Annotated in this window: 17 protein-coding genes and 5 tRNA genes; 15 read left to right on the forward strand and 7 right to left on the reverse strand. The window is 69.8% G+C overall.

The features are described from left to right. The first annotated feature begins 29 nt into the window (after window positions 1–29). The 5 genes from DEJ47_RS27470 (at window position 30) to DEJ47_RS27490 (ending at window position 553) form a co-directional block, all read left to right on the forward strand. Window positions 30–101 (forward strand) — tRNA-Gln (locus DEJ47_RS27470). Between the two features lie 41 nt (window positions 102–142). Continuing rightward, window positions 143–215, forward strand: a tRNA-Glu gene (locus DEJ47_RS27475). 62 nt (window positions 216–277) lie between these two features. Next, window positions 278–350 (forward strand) — tRNA-Glu (locus DEJ47_RS27480). Window positions 351–381: 31 nt separating this feature from the next. After that, window positions 382–453, forward strand: a tRNA-Gln gene (locus DEJ47_RS27485). A 27-nt stretch (window positions 454–480) separates the two neighbouring features. After that, window positions 481–553 (forward strand) — tRNA-Glu (locus DEJ47_RS27490). 42 nt (window positions 554–595) lie between these two features. Here the strand turns inward: DEJ47_RS27490 and DEJ47_RS27495 are convergent. Then, entirely contained in the window at window positions 596–1,252 is a 657-nt protein-coding gene (locus DEJ47_RS27495; RefSeq protein WP_150172632.1) for a MerR family transcriptional regulator, read from the reverse strand. Window positions 1,253–1,359: 107 nt separating this feature from the next. On the opposite strand from DEJ47_RS27495, the gene DEJ47_RS27500 reads away from it, so the two are divergent. Further along, complete coding sequence (locus DEJ47_RS27500) at window positions 1,360–1,845, forward strand: DUF4188 domain-containing protein (RefSeq protein ID WP_190415591.1); 486 nt, start codon at window positions 1,360–1,362, stop codon at window positions 1,843–1,845. A gap of 103 nt (window positions 1,846–1,948) precedes the next feature. Here the strand turns inward: DEJ47_RS27500 and ndgR are convergent, their stop codons facing one another. After that, the gene (ndgR, locus tag DEJ47_RS27505) at window positions 1,949–2,668 is read right to left on the reverse strand and encodes an IclR family transcriptional regulator NdgR (protein WP_055564460.1); all 720 of its coding nucleotides are present in this window, start codon (window positions 2,666–2,668) and stop codon (window positions 1,949–1,951) included. A gap of 180 nt (window positions 2,669–2,848) precedes the next feature. Between ndgR and leuC the strand changes: the two genes are divergently transcribed. The 4 genes from leuC (at window position 2,849) to DEJ47_RS27525 (ending at window position 6,219) form a co-directional block, all read left to right on the forward strand. Then, window positions 2,849–4,276, forward strand: a complete 1,428-nt coding sequence (gene leuC / locus DEJ47_RS27510; RefSeq protein ID WP_150172634.1) for a 3-isopropylmalate dehydratase large subunit — start codon at window positions 2,849–2,851, stop codon at window positions 4,274–4,276. Window positions 4,277–4,278: 2 nt separating this feature from the next. Beyond that, complete coding sequence (gene leuD / locus DEJ47_RS27515; protein ID WP_150172636.1) at window positions 4,279–4,872, forward strand: 3-isopropylmalate dehydratase small subunit; 594 nt, start codon at window positions 4,279–4,281, stop codon at window positions 4,870–4,872. A gap of 247 nt (window positions 4,873–5,119) precedes the next feature. After that, on the forward strand, window positions 5,120–5,356 hold the full coding sequence (locus DEJ47_RS27520) for a hypothetical protein (protein ID WP_150172638.1): 237 nt from the start codon (window positions 5,120–5,122) through the stop codon (window positions 5,354–5,356). Window positions 5,357–5,517: 161 nt separating this feature from the next. Next, a complete protein-coding gene (locus DEJ47_RS27525) occupies window positions 5,518–6,219 on the forward strand; it encodes an HU family DNA-binding protein (RefSeq protein ID WP_150172640.1) in 702 nt (233 codons plus the stop codon). A gap of 99 nt (window positions 6,220–6,318) precedes the next feature. On the opposite strand, the gene DEJ47_RS27530 is transcribed toward DEJ47_RS27525, so the two are convergent. Continuing rightward, window positions 6,319–6,522, reverse strand: a complete 204-nt coding sequence (locus tag DEJ47_RS27530) for a hypothetical protein (protein WP_150172642.1) — start codon at window positions 6,520–6,522, stop codon at window positions 6,319–6,321. A 14-nt stretch (window positions 6,523–6,536) separates the two neighbouring features. Next, complete coding sequence (gene cofC, locus DEJ47_RS27535; RefSeq protein WP_150172644.1) at window positions 6,537–7,172, reverse strand: 2-phospho-L-lactate guanylyltransferase; 636 nt, start codon at window positions 7,170–7,172, stop codon at window positions 6,537–6,539. Between the two features lie 155 nt (window positions 7,173–7,327). Here cofC and DEJ47_RS27540 point away from each other — a divergent pair, with 155 nt between their 5' ends. The 3 genes from DEJ47_RS27540 to DEJ47_RS27550 all read left to right on the forward strand — a co-directional run bounded on the left by DEJ47_RS27540 (window position 7,328) and on the right by DEJ47_RS27550 (window position 10,335). Continuing rightward, window positions 7,328–8,107: a lysophospholipid acyltransferase family protein gene (locus DEJ47_RS27540; RefSeq protein WP_150172646.1), complete on the forward strand. Its 780-nt coding sequence runs from the start codon at window positions 7,328–7,330 to the stop codon at window positions 8,105–8,107. A gap of 74 nt (window positions 8,108–8,181) precedes the next feature. After that, complete coding sequence (locus tag DEJ47_RS27545; RefSeq protein WP_237528278.1) at window positions 8,182–9,132, forward strand: NAD(P)H-dependent glycerol-3-phosphate dehydrogenase; 951 nt, start codon at window positions 8,182–8,184, stop codon at window positions 9,130–9,132. Between the two features lie 45 nt (window positions 9,133–9,177). Continuing rightward, a complete protein-coding gene (locus DEJ47_RS27550) occupies window positions 9,178–10,335 on the forward strand; it encodes a D-alanine--D-alanine ligase family protein (protein WP_150172648.1) in 1,158 nt (385 codons plus the stop codon). 34 nt (window positions 10,336–10,369) lie between these two features. Here DEJ47_RS27550 and DEJ47_RS27555 read toward each other — a convergent pair whose 3' ends face one another. Together DEJ47_RS27555 and DEJ47_RS27560 are read right to left on the reverse strand one after the other, a co-directional pair. Continuing rightward, window positions 10,370–10,870, reverse strand: coding sequence for a DUF3515 domain-containing protein (locus DEJ47_RS27555; protein ID WP_398338240.1), 501 nt, complete (start codon window positions 10,868–10,870; stop codon window positions 10,370–10,372). 20 nt (window positions 10,871–10,890) lie between these two features. After that, window positions 10,891–11,124 carry an Lrp/AsnC family transcriptional regulator gene (locus tag DEJ47_RS27560; protein WP_016642988.1) on the reverse strand — a complete coding sequence of 78 codons (234 nt, stop codon included), beginning with the start codon at window positions 11,122–11,124 and terminating at the stop codon, window positions 10,891–10,893. 212 nt (window positions 11,125–11,336) lie between these two features. On the opposite strand from DEJ47_RS27560, the gene DEJ47_RS27565 reads away from it, so the two are divergent. Further along, window positions 11,337–12,305, forward strand: coding sequence for a thiamine-phosphate kinase (locus DEJ47_RS27565; protein WP_150172650.1), 969 nt, complete (start codon window positions 11,337–11,339; stop codon window positions 12,303–12,305). Beyond that, a complete protein-coding gene (thiD, locus tag DEJ47_RS27570; protein WP_150172652.1) occupies window positions 12,302–13,090 on the forward strand; it encodes a bifunctional hydroxymethylpyrimidine kinase/phosphomethylpyrimidine kinase in 789 nt (262 codons plus the stop codon). Before DEJ47_RS27565 ends, thiD begins: the two co-directional genes overlap by 4 nt. 141 nt (window positions 13,091–13,231) lie before the next feature. Here the strand turns inward: thiD and rpmB are convergent, their stop codons facing one another. Beyond that, complete coding sequence (rpmB, locus tag DEJ47_RS27575; protein WP_016642993.1) at window positions 13,232–13,417, reverse strand: 50S ribosomal protein L28; 186 nt, start codon at window positions 13,415–13,417, stop codon at window positions 13,232–13,234. Between the last annotated feature and the right edge of the window lie 45 nt (window positions 13,418–13,462).

Below are 13,462 nucleotides of genomic sequence, written 5' to 3' on the forward strand. Positions count from 1 at the left end.
CAAAACCCCGTCAAGGGGTGGCGCTTTGATGGCCTATGGTGTAATTGGCAGCACGACGGTTTCTGGTTCCGTTAGTCTAGGTTCGAGTCCTGGTAGGCCAGCTCGCAGAGCTCATCTGCAAACTGTGGATCTCATCCACAATGCCCCCGTTGTGTAGCGGCCTAGCACGCCGCCCTCTCAAGGCGGTAGCGCCGGTTCGAATCCGGTCGGGGGTACAGATCCTTCCCGCGGGGACAGATCGGGTCGCACCCACTGTCACTGATGCAGGATCGCTAGGGCCCCCGTTGTGTAGCGGCCTAGCACGCCGCCCTCTCAAGGCGGTAGCGCCGGTTCGAATCCGGTCGGGGGTACTGTAGGTACTAGACATGGTCTAGACCACATTGGGCTATGGTGTAATTGGCAGCACGACGGTTTCTGGTTCCGTTAGTTTAGGTTCGAGTCCTGGTAGCCCAGCTGGATCTGTGGTGACACGAGATCCTCGCCCCCGTTGTGTAGCGGCCTAGCACGCCGCCCTCTCAAGGCGGTAGCGCCGGTTCGAATCCGGTCGGGGGTACAAGAACGACAGAGGGCCTTCCCGTACGGGGAGGCCCTTTCGTCATGCCTGCGTGGCCTCCGGCCCGTAGCGCAGGTTGGACTCCTCCGCCTGCGCCATGCGGCGCAGGCTCAGCAGGACCGGCTCATAGAGCACCGTGAGTGCGACCGCCGCCTCCAGCTGCTCGTCGGGCGACTCGTACCGCTCGATCAAGTCCAGGTCCGCCACGGCCAGTTGCCGCCCCGCGTGTGCGTAGGGTGCCAAGTCCGCCACGCCGCACGGGTATCCGAGCCGGGCCAGGGTCCCGACAGCGGTCACCAGCATCCGGTAGGCCGGGGAATCCGCTCCGTACTCCCGCGCGTTCTGCCAGCCCAGACGTTCAAGGAGGGCGTCCACCGTGCGGCGCGCCGCCTCCTGGGACGGGTCGTCCGCGGCGGCCTCCGGGCCGTGCGGCAGGGCCCAAACCGCCGTGCCCAGACGGGAGTTGTGGTCCAGCGAGTCGTCCTCCAGGGCGGTCAGCACCACGCGTGCCGACGCGATCGGCACCCGGCCCACCTGGACCAGCGCCCGCACCAGCCGGAGCCGCTGCAGATGGGTGTCGTCGTACTCGGCCTGCGTCGCCGTCACGCGGCGGCCCGGCGGGAGCAGCCCCTCGCGCAGGTAGTACTTGATCGTGGCGGTGGGGACCCCGCTGCGCCGGCTCAGTTCCGCCAGTCTCATCGGCTCGTGCCTCCTCTTGCGCTCCTCGTTGGAGAGTGCCACTATCCAAGCATGGATAGCAGGACTATCCAATGTTCGGCCAGGGCTCCGTTCAAGGGGGAACCGTCATGAGCAGCAAGCCGATCGAAGGGCGCATGACCGCCGAGGCGGGAGACGGCGTCGTCGTCTTCCACATCGGGATGCGCGTCAACGCCTTCCGCGCCGTCCGCAGCTGGTGGCCCGTCTTCACTGCGATGCCGCGCATGCTGAAGGAGCTGGCGCGGGACCCGGAGAGCGGAATGCTGGGATACCGGCTGCTGCTCGGCGGGCCCCGACTGATGTACGTCGTCCAGTACTGGGAGTCGCAGGAGAAACTCCTCGCGTACTCGACCGCTCCGGACAAGGAGCACCGGCCCGCGTGGGCGGCCTTCAACCGGCGCATCAGGGAAGGCCGGGGCAAGGTCGGCTTCTGGCACGAGACGTTCGTGGTGCCGGCCGGGGCCCATGAGCAGGTGTACGTGAACATGCCGCCGTTCGGCCTGGGGGCGGCCACCGGCGTGATCCCGGTCGGACGGCGCGGGGAACGGGCCGCCGAGCGGCTGACGGTGGCCTGACGCCACGGGCGGTCCACGAAAAAGCGCCGGAAGAGGCTGCCGCGGCGTTGAGGCGGCTTCTTCCGGCGCTGCGCGTGGGTCGGCGCTCCCGGCGCCGTGGGTGTCAGCCGCCGGAGCGGCGCAGGGCCTCCGAGAGGCGCCCGGCGGCGTCGATGACCGCCTGGGCGTGCATACGGCCCGGGTGGCGGGTCAGGCGCTCGATCGGTCCGGAGACCGAGACGGCGGCGACCACACGGTTCGAGGGGCCCCGCACCGGCGCGGAGACGGACGCGACGCCCGGCTCGCGCTCGCCGATCGACTGGGCCCAGCCCCGGCGGCGTACACCCGAAAGGGCCGTGGCGGTGAAGCGGGCGCCCTGGAGGCCCCGGTGCAGCCGCTCCGGCTCCTCCCACGCCATCAGGATCTGGGCCGAGGAGCCCGCCTTCATCGTGAGCGTCGAGCCGACAGGGACGGTGTCCCTGAGGCCCGAGAGGCGCTCGGCCGCGGCCACGCAGATGCGCATGTCGCCCTGGCGGCGGTAGAGCTGAGCGCTCTCGCCCGTGACGTCGCGCAGGTGCGTCAGGACCGGGCCCGCCGTGGCGAGCAGACGGTCCTCGCCCGCCGCCGCCGCGAGCTCCGAGAGGCGCGGGCCGAGAATGAAACGGCCCTGCATGTCCCGAGCCACCATCCGGTGGTGTTCCAGTGCCACGGCCAGTCGGTGGGCCGTGGGTCGTGCGAGCCCGGTGGCCGCGACCAAGCCCGCGAGGGTGGCCGGACCGGACTCCAGAGCGCTCAAGACGAGGGCCGCCTTGTCGAGAACGCCGACGCCGCTAGAGTTGTCCATGCGTCGATACTCCCGTCTCACTCTGTGAAACGCAAGTTCAATTTTCTGCGAGACGCGCCACTCTGTACGAGCGATCCGCGGACCAACGGATCGGCGGCCGACGCGCGGCACGAGGGGTACGTGCGTCGGCGAACGGATTCTCTAGTTGGGCCGGCGAAGCGGCCGGTCGGAGGGAAAGCGATGGGTAGGACACTCGCGGAGAAGGTCTGGGACGACCATGTCGTCCGGCGCGCCGAGGGCGAGCCCGACCTCCTCTTCATCGATCTGCACCTGCTGCACGAGGTGACCAGCCCCCAGGCCTTCGACGGCCTCCGTCAGGCCGGCCGGCCGGTGCGGCGGCTCGACCTCACCATCGCGACCGAGGATCACAACACCCCGACCCTCGACATCGACAAGCCGATCGCCGACCCGGTCTCGCGGGCGCAGCTGGAGACGCTGCGCAAGAACTGCGCCGAATTCGGTGTACGTCTGCACCCGCTGGGCGACGTCGAGCAGGGCGTCGTCCACGTGGTGGGACCGCAGCTGGGACTGACACAGCCCGGCACCACGGTGGTCTGCGGCGACTCGCACACCTCCACCCACGGCGCCTTCGGCGCGCTGGCGTTCGGCATCGGCACCTCCCAGGTAGAGCACGTCCTCGCCACCCAGACGCTGCCGATGGCCCGCCCCAAGACCATGGCCATCACCGTCGACGGCGAACTGCCCGAGGACGTCACGGCCAAGGACCTGATCCTCGCCATCATCGCGAAGATCGGCACCGGCGGCGGCCAGGGCTACGTCCTGGAGTACCGCGGCAGCGCCATCGAGAAGCTCTCGATGGAGGCGCGCATGACCATCTGCAACATGTCCATCGAGGCGGGCGCCCGCGCCGGGATGATCGCCCCCGACCAGACCACCTTCGACTACATCGAGGGCCGCGCCCATGCCCCGCGGGGCGAGGACTGGGACGCCGCCGTCGCGTACTGGAAGACCCTGAGGACCGACGACGACGCCGTCTTCGACGCCGAGGTCTACATCGACGCCGCGTCGCTGGCGCCGTTCGTCACCTGGGGCACCAACCCGGGCCAGGGGGCGCCGCTTTCGGCGAGCGTCCCCGACCCGGCTTCGTACGAAGACGCTTCGGAGCGCCACGCCGCCGAAAAGGCCCTGGAATACATGGGGTTGACCGCCGGGCAGCCGCTGCGCGACATCAAGGTCGACACCGTCTTCGTAGGTTCGTGCACCAATGGCCGCATCGAGGACCTGCGCGCGGCCGCCTCCATCGTCGAGGGCCGCAAAGTCGCCGACGGCGTACGGATGCTGGTCGTCCCCGGCTCGGTCCGGGTCGCCCTGCAGGCCGTGGAGGAGGGCCTGGACAAGGTCTTCACCGGTGCCGGCGCCGAATGGCGGCACGCGGGCTGCTCGATGTGCCTGGGCATGAACCCCGACCAACTGGCTCCCGGCGAGCGCTCGGCGTCCACGTCGAACCGTAACTTCGAGGGCAGGCAGGGCAAGGGCGGGCGCACCCACCTGGTGTCCCCGCAGGTCGCCGCGGCCACCGCGGTCACCGGCCACCTCGCCTCGCCCGCCGACCTGTCCGACGCCCCCGTGACCGCCGGAGTCCGATAACCATGGAAGCATTCACCAAGCACACGGGCCGGGCCGTCCCGCTGCGCCGCAGCAACGTGGACACCGACCAGATCATCCCCGCCCACTGGCTCAAGAAGGTCACCAGGGACGGCTTCGAGGACGGGCTCTTCGAGGCCTGGCGCAAGGACTCCGAGTTCGTCCTCAACCGGCCCGAGCGCCAGGGCTCCACGGTCCTGGTCGCCGGACCCGACTTCGGCACCGGGTCGTCGCGAGAGCACGCCGTGTGGGCGCTGCAGAACTTCGGTTTCAAGGCGGTCATCTCGTCCCGCTTCGCCGACATCTTCCGGGGCAACTCGCTGAAGAACGGCCTGCTCACCGTCGTGCTCGACCAGAAGGTCGTCGACGCGCTCTGGGAGCTGACGGAGCGGGACCCCCAGGCCGAGGTCACCGTCGACCTGGAGGACCGCCAGGTCCGCGCGGAGGGCATCACCGCCGACTTCGAGCTCGACGAGAACGCCCGCTGGCGTCTGCTGAACGGCCTGGACGACATCAGCATCACCCTGCAGAACGAGCCGGACATCGCCGCGTACGAGTCCGGGCGCCCCTCGTACAAGCCGCGGACCGTGCAGGTCTGACACCTCGCAACACTCCGCAACACCCCGACGTACCCCCAATCGTGAACGGTTGGGGGTACGTCTGTATGCGGCGGTTCTGGGTACCGGCTGACCTGAACGGGTGGTCTCAACTCCCGTGCCCGCGAAGGAAGAAGAGGCTGGAAATCCCCTTGCACTCGGCGCGACGGGGTACCCTCAGGAAGGCGGCGGACGGCGGCAGTTACCCCCTGCGGAGGCGACAACTCGCCCCAGATGGCACAATCGGTGCATGGGACGTGACAGCCAACTCGAGCTCTACGGGCTCGTCGCGGACCAACTGAAGGAAGCGCACTCGCGAGTGCGCGCACTGCAAGTCCCGGAGGGCGTACGGATGGCGCTGACCCGGAAGCTGCTGGTCATTACGGCCGCGGCCAAACACGATCTCGCCGATGCGGCAAGGCGTCTGGAGCGATTGATGGCGTCCCTCGACGAAGCAGACGAGGACCGATTCCCCCAAGACGGCTGAGCCGCAGCCTCAACGGGCCTTCGAGGAACTCCGAGATGGGCCACTTCGTTGCGGCACAAGGGTGATTAGCCCGTTTCGTGTTTGATTTGCGGTATATATCTGCCTAACGTGCGAAAAAGCCGGAGTATTTCGCTCCCGGCAATGTCTCCGAAGGGGAAGACGTGAACAAGGCGCAGCTCGTAGAAGCGATTGCCGACAAGGTGGGCGGCCGCCAGCAGGCCGCCGACGCCGTCGACGCGGTCCTGGACGCCGTCGTCCGTGCCGTGGTCAGCGGGGACCGGGTTTCGGTCACCGGCTTCGGCTCGTTCGAGAAGGTCGACCGCCCGGCCCGTTACGCCCGCAACCCGCAGACGGGTGAGCGCGTGCGGGTCAAGAAGACCTCCGTTCCGCGCTTCCGTGCCGGACAGGGCTTCAAGGACCTGGTGAGCGGCTCCAAGAAGCTCCCCAAGAACGACGTCGCGGTCAAGAAGGCGCCCAAGGGCAGCCTGTCGGGCGGCGCTTCGGCGACGGTCAAGAAGGCCGCGGCCAAGAAGGCCACCGCCAAGAAGGCCACCCCCACGAAGGCCACCGCCAAGAAGACCACGGCGAAGAAGACCACCGCCAAGAAGACCACGGCCACGGCGACGAAGGCGGCCGCGAAGAAGGCCACCGCCAAGAAGACCGCCACGAAGGCCACGGCCAAGAAGGCGACCCCGGCGGCGAAGAAGACCACCGCCACCGCCAAGAAGGCCACCCCGGCGGCGAAGAAGGCCACGGCCAAGAAGACCGCTCCGGCGAAGAAGGCCACCGCCAAGAAGGCGCCCGCCAAGAAGTCCACGGCGCGCAAGACGACCGCCAAGAAGACCACGGCCCGCAAGAAGTAAGGGCACGAGGGCACTCACGCGCCGGGCCGGACTCCCACGGGGGAGCCCGGCCCGCGTCGTGTTCAGGGCCTGTCGTCACCCCGGTGACGACACGGGCTCTCAGAACGTCTGCAGGGTCACCAGGGTGATGCAGCGCGCCTCGCCCTCGCCGTCGACCTCGATGCGCACCCGCTGCCCCGGCCGCAGCAGCCGCAGCCCGCCCGCGTCGAAAGCGGGGGCCCCGAAGGGCACCGGAGTCCCGTCGTCGAGCAGCACACTGCCGCTGCGGGTCTCGGAGTCGTACGTGTACGCGGTCGCCTGCATGGAAGGCAGCGTACTCAGTCGGGGATGAGCAGGCCCGCCGCGGTGTCGGCCGTGCGGGGCCCCACACCCAGCAGAAGAGCGGCCCGCAGGTCCTCTCCGGTGTCCACGTCCCGGCGTACGGAATCGACCCCGTCGAGCGAGAGTTCCACGGCCCCCGACGCGGCGTGCCGGGCCCGGGACGCCATACCGAATGCGGGACGCAATTCCGAACCCGACCCCGCGCACAGCAACGTGGTGCCGATTCCTTCGGCATCAGGAAGGAATGCGCGGGGAAAAGGACCGGCACCTTCAAGGGCCCGCGCCAATTCCGCGGGGCGCAACGCCGGCAGATCGGCGTTGAGGGCCGCGACGGCCGCTTTCGGCCGCTCGGCGCGCACGGAGGCCGCTCCGTGCGTCAGAGCGGCGTTCAGGCCCTCTCCCGGCTGGTCCGGCACGATCCGGGCGCCCAGCGCCGCGAGCTCACGACCCGCCAGGGCGTCGTCCGTGACGACCACCACATCCCTGACCGCCGGGCAGGCCACCGCCGCGGCCACGGTGTCCTGCGCGAACGCCAGGGCCAGACCGGGCCGCAGACCGTCCCCGGAGGCCGCGGCGAGCCTGCTCTTGGCGCGCGCGAGCGGCTTCAGGGGTATCACCAGGGTCCACTGCACGCGCGCTCCGTCCTTTGTCTCGCGCCCATTGTGACCTGCTGGAGGGCCGGTGCACGGGGTGGCCGGGAAGGGGTGGGCGTACGGTGTTCTCGACAGACAGGCAGCCTGGGGCGACACTTGTGCGGCCGACCAGGTTCATGGAGGAAGGTGTCCGAGTGTCCCGCCGCAGAATCGGCTTCTGGTACCGCCTGGCGGCCGTCATCGCTAAACCGCCGCTCGTGGTTCTGTTCAAGCGGGACTGGCGTGGAATGGAACACATTCCGGCCGACGGAGGATTCATCACGGCGGTGAATCACAACTCGCATATCGACCCGTTCTCCTACGCGCACTACCAGTACAACACCGGACGAGTGCCGCGGTTCCTGGCAAAGGACGGCCTTTTCAAGCGCGGCTTCGTCGCCAAGGTCATGAAGGGCACCGGTCAGATCCCGGTCTACCGCGAGACCACGAACGCCCTCGACGCCTTCCGTGCCGCAGTCGACGCCATCGAGCGCGGCGAGTGCGTCGCCTTCTACCCCGAGGGCACCCTCACCAGGGACCCCGACATGTGGCCGATGACGGCCAAGTCCGGTGCCGCGCGGGTCGCCCTGAAGACCAAGTGCCCGGTGATTCCCGTCGCCCAGTGGGGTGCCAACCTCGCCCTGCCGCCGTACAGCAAGAAGCCCGCCTTCTTCCCGCGCAAGACCCTCCAGGTGAAGGCGGGGCCGCCGGTCGACCTGTCGCGCTTCCACGACAAGGAGCCGACGCCCGACGTGCTGCGCGAGGTGACCGAGACCATCATGGCCGCGATCACCGAACTCCTGGAGGAGGTCCGGGGCGAGAAGGCCCCCGATACGCCGTACGACCCGCGCAGGGCACGGCTGGAACAACGACGCAAGGCGGACCGCGGAACCACGCGTGGCTCCACGGAGAGCTCCTCGGAGGACAGCAAGTGACGAACCCCCTGAACGCGGCGCGCCCCGCGAAGGCCGCCGTCTTCGGAACGGGCTCCTGGGGTACGGCCTTCGGCATGGTGCTCGCCGACGCGGGCTGCGACGTCACCCTGTGGGGCCGCCGAGCCGAACTCGCCGACGCCGTCAACTCCACGCGGACGAACCCGGACTACCTCCCCGGTGTGCGGCTCCCGGAGAACCTCCGGGCGACCTCCGACCCCGCGGAGGCCGCCGCCGACGCCGACTTCACCGTCCTCGCCGTGCCCTCGCAGACGCTGCGCGGCAACCTCGCCGAGTGGGCACCGCTGCTGGCCCCCGAGACCGTCCTCGTCTCCCTCATGAAGGGCGTCGAACTCGGCTCCGCCATGCGGATGAGCGAGGTGATCGAGGACGTCACGAAGGTCCCGTCGGACCGCGTCGCCGTCGTCACAGGACCCAACCTCGCCCGCGAGATCGCCGCACGGCAGCCCGCCGCCGCCGTGGTCGCCTGCCGGGACGAAGCCGTCGCCCAGCGCCTCCAGACGGCCTGCCACACGCCGTACTTCCGCCCGTACACGAACACCGACGTCGTCGGCTGCGAACTCGGCGGCGCCGTGAAGAACGTCATCGGCCTCGCCGTGGGCATCGCCGACGGCATGGGCCTCGGGGACAACGCCAAGGGCTCGCTCATCACGCGCGGACTCGCCGAGACCACCCGCCTCGGCCTCGCCATGGGCGCCGACCCGCTGACGTTCTCCGGACTCGCCGGCCTGGGCGACCTGGTGGCCACCTGCTCCTCGCCGCTGTCGCGCAACCACACCTTCGGCACCAACCTCGGCAAGGGCATGACCCTGGAGGAGACCATCGCGGTCACCAAGCAGACCGCCGAGGGCGTCAAGTCCTGCGAGTCCGTGCTCGATCTGGCCCGCAGGCACGGAGTCGACATGCCGATCACGGAGACGGTCGTGGGCATCGTGCACGAGGGCACACCCCCGATGGTCGCCCTCAAGGACCTCATGTCGCGCAGCGCCAAGCCCGAGCGCCGCTGAGGCACGACTGACTACTCCGGGACCAACGGGTACTCTCAACGCGATATGAGCAGCGAGAACCTCCCCCAGAGCCCTGAGCAGCCGCCCCGCAAGCCGCGCGTGGCCGTCGTGTTCGGCGGCCGCAGCTCGGAGCACGGCATCTCCGTCGTCACGGCCGGTGCCGTGCTGCGCGCCATCGACCGCACCAAGTACGACGTCCTGCCGATCGGCATCACCACGGACGGCCGTTGGGCGCTCACCGCCGACGAGCCCGAGCGCATGGCCATCGCCGACCGCACGATGCCGAACGTCTCCGACCTCGCGGACTCCGTCGAGGGCGGCGTCGTGCTGCCCCTGGACCCCGGCAACCGCGAGGTCGTCTACAGCGAGCCCGGCTCCGTGCCCAAGGCGCTCGGCGAGGTCGACGTCGTCTTCCCGATGCTGCACGGTCCCTACGGAGAGGACGGCACCCTCCAGGGCCTGCTCGAACTCTCCGGAGTGCCCTACGTCGGCTCCGGGGTCCTCGCCTCGGCCGTCGGCCAGGACAAGGACTACATGAAGCGGGTGTTCTCCTCCTTCGGGCTGAACGTCGGCCCGTACCTGGTGATCCGCCCCCGCGAGTGGCGGCAGGACGAAGAGGGTGCCCGCCGGCGCATCGCGGACTTCGTGGGCGAACACGGCTGGCCGCTGTTCATCAAGCCCGCGCGCGCGGGCTCCTCCATCGGCATCACGAAGGTCGACTCCTTCGACGGTCTCGACGAGGCCATCGCCGAGGCCCAGCACCATGACCCGAAGATCATCGTCGAGGCGCTGCTGCGCGGCCGTGAGATCGAGTGCGGCGTCCTGGAGTTCGACGACGGGCCGCGCGCGAGCGTCCCGGCCGAGATCCCGCCCGTGCAGGCGCACGACTACTACGACTTCGAGGCGAAGTACATCGACTCGGCGCCCGGGATCGTGCCCGCCCCGCTGACGCCCGAGGAGACCGCGGAGATCCAGCGGCTCGCCGTCGAGGCGTTCGAGGCGGCGTCCTGCGAGGGCCTGGTGCGCGCGGACTTCTTCCTCACCGAGGACGGCCGGTTCGTGATCAACGAGATCAACACGATGCCGGGCTTCACGCCCATCTCGATGTACCCGCAGATGTGGGAGAAGAGCGGCGTCAGCTACCCCGAGCTGGTGGACCGCCTCATCCAGGCGGCCCTGCACCGCTCCACGGGCCTGCGCTGACGCACGCCCGGTACGCCGCCCCCGTCAGGAGGAGTCAGTCGGCGATCCCCTTGGGGATCGTCTTCTTGACGGGGCCGGCGAAGTCCGTGAGCGGGCCGAGGCCCTCCGCCGTCCGCTCCTTCGGCAGCGTCACCTCCACGTAGGCGAGGCGCGCACCGGTCGTGAAGGTGTACGACCCGTCGTCCCGCTTCTCCAGGAGCCAGGCCACGCCGTTCACCTTCACGCCGTTCTTCGGTGCGTAGGAGGGGTCGATCATCTTGGGGGGCCGCGGCACACCGCAGCGCAGTATGATCGCCGGGTCTCCCCATCCCGCGGTCAGCTCGGACGTCGGCCCGGGGTCGGTGCGCCCCAGCCCGTCGACCTTTTCCGGCAGCTGTTCGTGCAGGTCCCGGCAGAGACTCGCGGCCTTCGCGTCCGGGGACGGAACCACCACTGACGCCTCGTCGTCCGTACCTGAACAGGCGGCTGTCGTGATCGACAGGGCGAGGGCGGACACTCCTGTGAGGCAACGGCGCCGGAGGTGGGGGATGTTCACCGGGCCAGGGTAGACGGGGGCTACAAGTGCACGACCGGGCAGGTCAGAGTTCTTGTGATGCCGTCCACCTGCTGGACCTTGGCGACCACCATGCGGCCGAGTTCGTCGACCGTGTCCGCCTGGGCGCGCACGATGACATCGTAGGGTCCGGTCACGTCCTCGGCCTGGATCACTCCCGGGATCTTGCCGATCAGCTCGGCGACGGTCGACGCCTTGCCGACCTCTGTTTGGATCAGGATGTACGCCTGTACCACGGAACCTCCAGGGCGGCCACGAGGATCATGTGGGGGGAGAAAGGGACGCCACGGTACCGCGTCGCCGCTCGCCGCGGGGAGACCCGGGTGACCTGTGGCGCGCACATCGCGGTGGACGGACAACAGAAGGTGACGGTCACGTCGACCGTACCGACGACAGAGACGGCTCGCGACCGGGGGCCGGGCAGCTTGAAAGGGCATGGTGAGACTCGGTGAAGGGATCCGTGGGCGAGTTGGGGGAGTTCGGGCTCATCAGAGAGCTCACTTCACGGCTCACCTCCACGCCGGCCGTACGGCTCGGCCCCGGCGATGACGCGGCGGTCGTGACCGCCCCGGACCGCAGGGTCGTGGCGAGCACCGACGTCCTCCTCGAGGGGCGGCACTTCCGCCGCGACTGGTCGACCGCGTACGACGTGGGCCGCAAGGCGGCCGCGCAGAACCTCGCCGACATCGCGGCCATGGGCGCCGTGCCGACCGCGCTGCTGCTCGGTCTCGTCGTGCCCGCGGAACTCCCCGCGAGCTGGCCCACCGAGCTGATGGACGGCCTCAGGGACGAGTGCCAGGTCGCGGGCGCGGCCGTCGTCGGCGGCGACGTGGTGCGCGGCGACACGATCACCGTCGCCATCACCGCACTCGGCGACCTGCGCAACCACGACCCCGTCACGCGCGCGGGCGCCCAGCCCGGCGACGTCGTGGCCGTCACGGGCTGGCTCGGCTGGTCCGCGGCCGGGCACGCCGTCCTCTCCCGCGGCTTCCGCTCCCCGCGCGCCTTCGTCGAGGCGCACCGCAGGCCCGAACCGCCGTACCACGCGGGCCCCGCGGCCGCCGGTCTCGGCGCGACCTCCATGACGGACGTCAGCGACGGCCTCATCGCCGACCTCGGTCACATCGCCGACGCCAGCAAGGTGCGCATCGACATCCGCTCCGGAGACGTCGACGTGCCCTCCCAGATGAACGACATCGGGCAGGCCGTCGGAGTCGACCCGCTCCAGTGGGTGCTCAACGGGGGAGAGGACCACGCCATCGTGGCGACCTTCCCGCCGGACGTGAAGCTGCCCGCCCGCTGGAAGGTCATCGGCGAGGTCCTCAACCCCTCCGCGCTGCCCCAGGTGACCGTGGACGGCGCCCCGTGGACCAGCAAGGGCTGGGACCACTTCGGGGACAACGGGGACACGGAGTGACCGCCCCGCCGCGGGTCCTGACCGTCGCCGGATCCGACTCCGGCGGCGGCGCGGGCATCCAGGCCGACCTGAAGACGATGCTGGCCCTCGGCACGCACGGCATGAGTGTCGTCACGGCTGTCACCGCGCAGAACTCCGTGGGCGTCCAGGGCTTCTGGGAGCTTCCGGTGGAGGCGGTGCGGGCCCAGTACCGCAGCGTCGTCGACGACATCGGCGTACAGGCCGTGAAGACCGGCATGCTCGCCTCGGCCGCACTGGTCGAGACGGTCGCCGAGCTCATAGCGGGTACGGACGCACCGTCCGTCGTCGACCCGGTCGGCGTCTCCAAGCACGGCGACTCACTCCTGGCCGCCTCGGCCCTGGACTCGGTCCGCTCGAAACTGCTGCCGGCCGCCACGGTCGCCACCCCCAACCTCGACGAGGTCGCGCAGCTCACCGGCGTCGAGGTCACCTCCGAGGACGGCCTTCGGCGGGCGGCGGACGCCGTCCTCGCGTACGGGCCGCAGTGGGTCCTCATCAAGGGCGGCCATCTCCGCGGGGACGCCGTGGACCTGCTCACCGACGGCTCCGAGGAGCACGTCCTGCGCGCCCCGCGGCACGACAACCGCCACACGCACGGCACGGGCTGCACGCTGGCCAGCGCGATCGCGTCACAGCTGGCGAAGGGGCAGAGTGTGCCGGAGGCCGTCATGGCGGCCAAGGAGTACGTCACCGGGGCGATCGCCGAGGGGTTCGCGCTCGGCGGCGGGATCGGCCCGGTGGACCACGGCTGGCGGTTCAGGTAACGCGCCACGGAGAGACGTGTCGCTGGCAGCCGCGTCACGGACAGAAGCGTCACGGACAGAAGCATCAAGGACAGACGAAAGAGCCGGCCCCCCGAAGGGGAACCGGCTCTTTCAGCAACCAGCTAGGTGGCCGCGCTGACGTCAGCGCGAGACCTTGCCGGCCTTGATGCACGAGGTGCAAGCGTTGAGGCGCTTCGGCGTCCCGCTCACCACGGCACGCACACGCTGGATGTTCGGGTTCCAGCGACGGGGCGTACGGCGGTGCGAGTGCGAGATGTTGTTGCCGAAGCCCGGCCCCTTGCCACAGACGTCGCAGTTGGCAGCCACGGGTCACTCCAAAGACTTCAGATGCACTTACGGTTAAACCCGGCA

The sequence above is a fragment of the Streptomyces venezuelae genome (assembly GCF_008642355.1).
In the GTDB taxonomy this organism is placed as follows: domain Bacteria; phylum Actinomycetota; class Actinomycetes; order Streptomycetales; family Streptomycetaceae; genus Streptomyces; species Streptomyces venezuelae_B.

What these genes read in the sequence shown, in the direction of transcription:
- DEJ47_RS27530 (WP_150172642.1), bottom strand. Translation starts at nt 6,522, where the DNA reads ATGCAGGCGACCGCGTACACGTACGACTCCGAGACCCGCAGCGGCAGT.
- DEJ47_RS27545 (WP_237528278.1), top strand. Translation starts at nt 8,182, where the DNA reads ATGGTGCTCGCCGACGCGGGCTGCGACGTCACCCTGTGGGGCCGCCGA.
- leuD (WP_150172636.1), top strand. Translation starts at nt 4,279, where the DNA reads ATGGAAGCATTCACCAAGCACACGGGCCGGGCCGTCCCGCTGCGCCGC.
- DEJ47_RS27520 (WP_150172638.1), top strand. Translation starts at nt 5,120, where the DNA reads ATGGGACGTGACAGCCAACTCGAGCTCTACGGGCTCGTCGCGGACCAA.
- DEJ47_RS27500 (WP_190415591.1), top strand. Translation starts at nt 1,360, where the DNA reads ATGAGCAGCAAGCCGATCGAAGGGCGCATGACCGCCGAGGCGGGAGAC.
- ndgR (WP_055564460.1), bottom strand. Translation starts at nt 2,668, where the DNA reads ATGGACAACTCTAGCGGCGTCGGCGTTCTCGACAAGGCGGCCCTCGTC.
- leuC (WP_150172634.1), top strand. Translation starts at nt 2,849, where the DNA reads ATGGGTAGGACACTCGCGGAGAAGGTCTGGGACGACCATGTCGTCCGG.
- DEJ47_RS27550 (WP_150172648.1), top strand. Translation starts at nt 9,178, where the DNA reads ATGAGCAGCGAGAACCTCCCCCAGAGCCCTGAGCAGCCGCCCCGCAAG.
- DEJ47_RS27495 (WP_150172632.1), bottom strand. Translation starts at nt 1,252, where the DNA reads ATGAGACTGGCGGAACTGAGCCGGCGCAGCGGGGTCCCCACCGCCACG.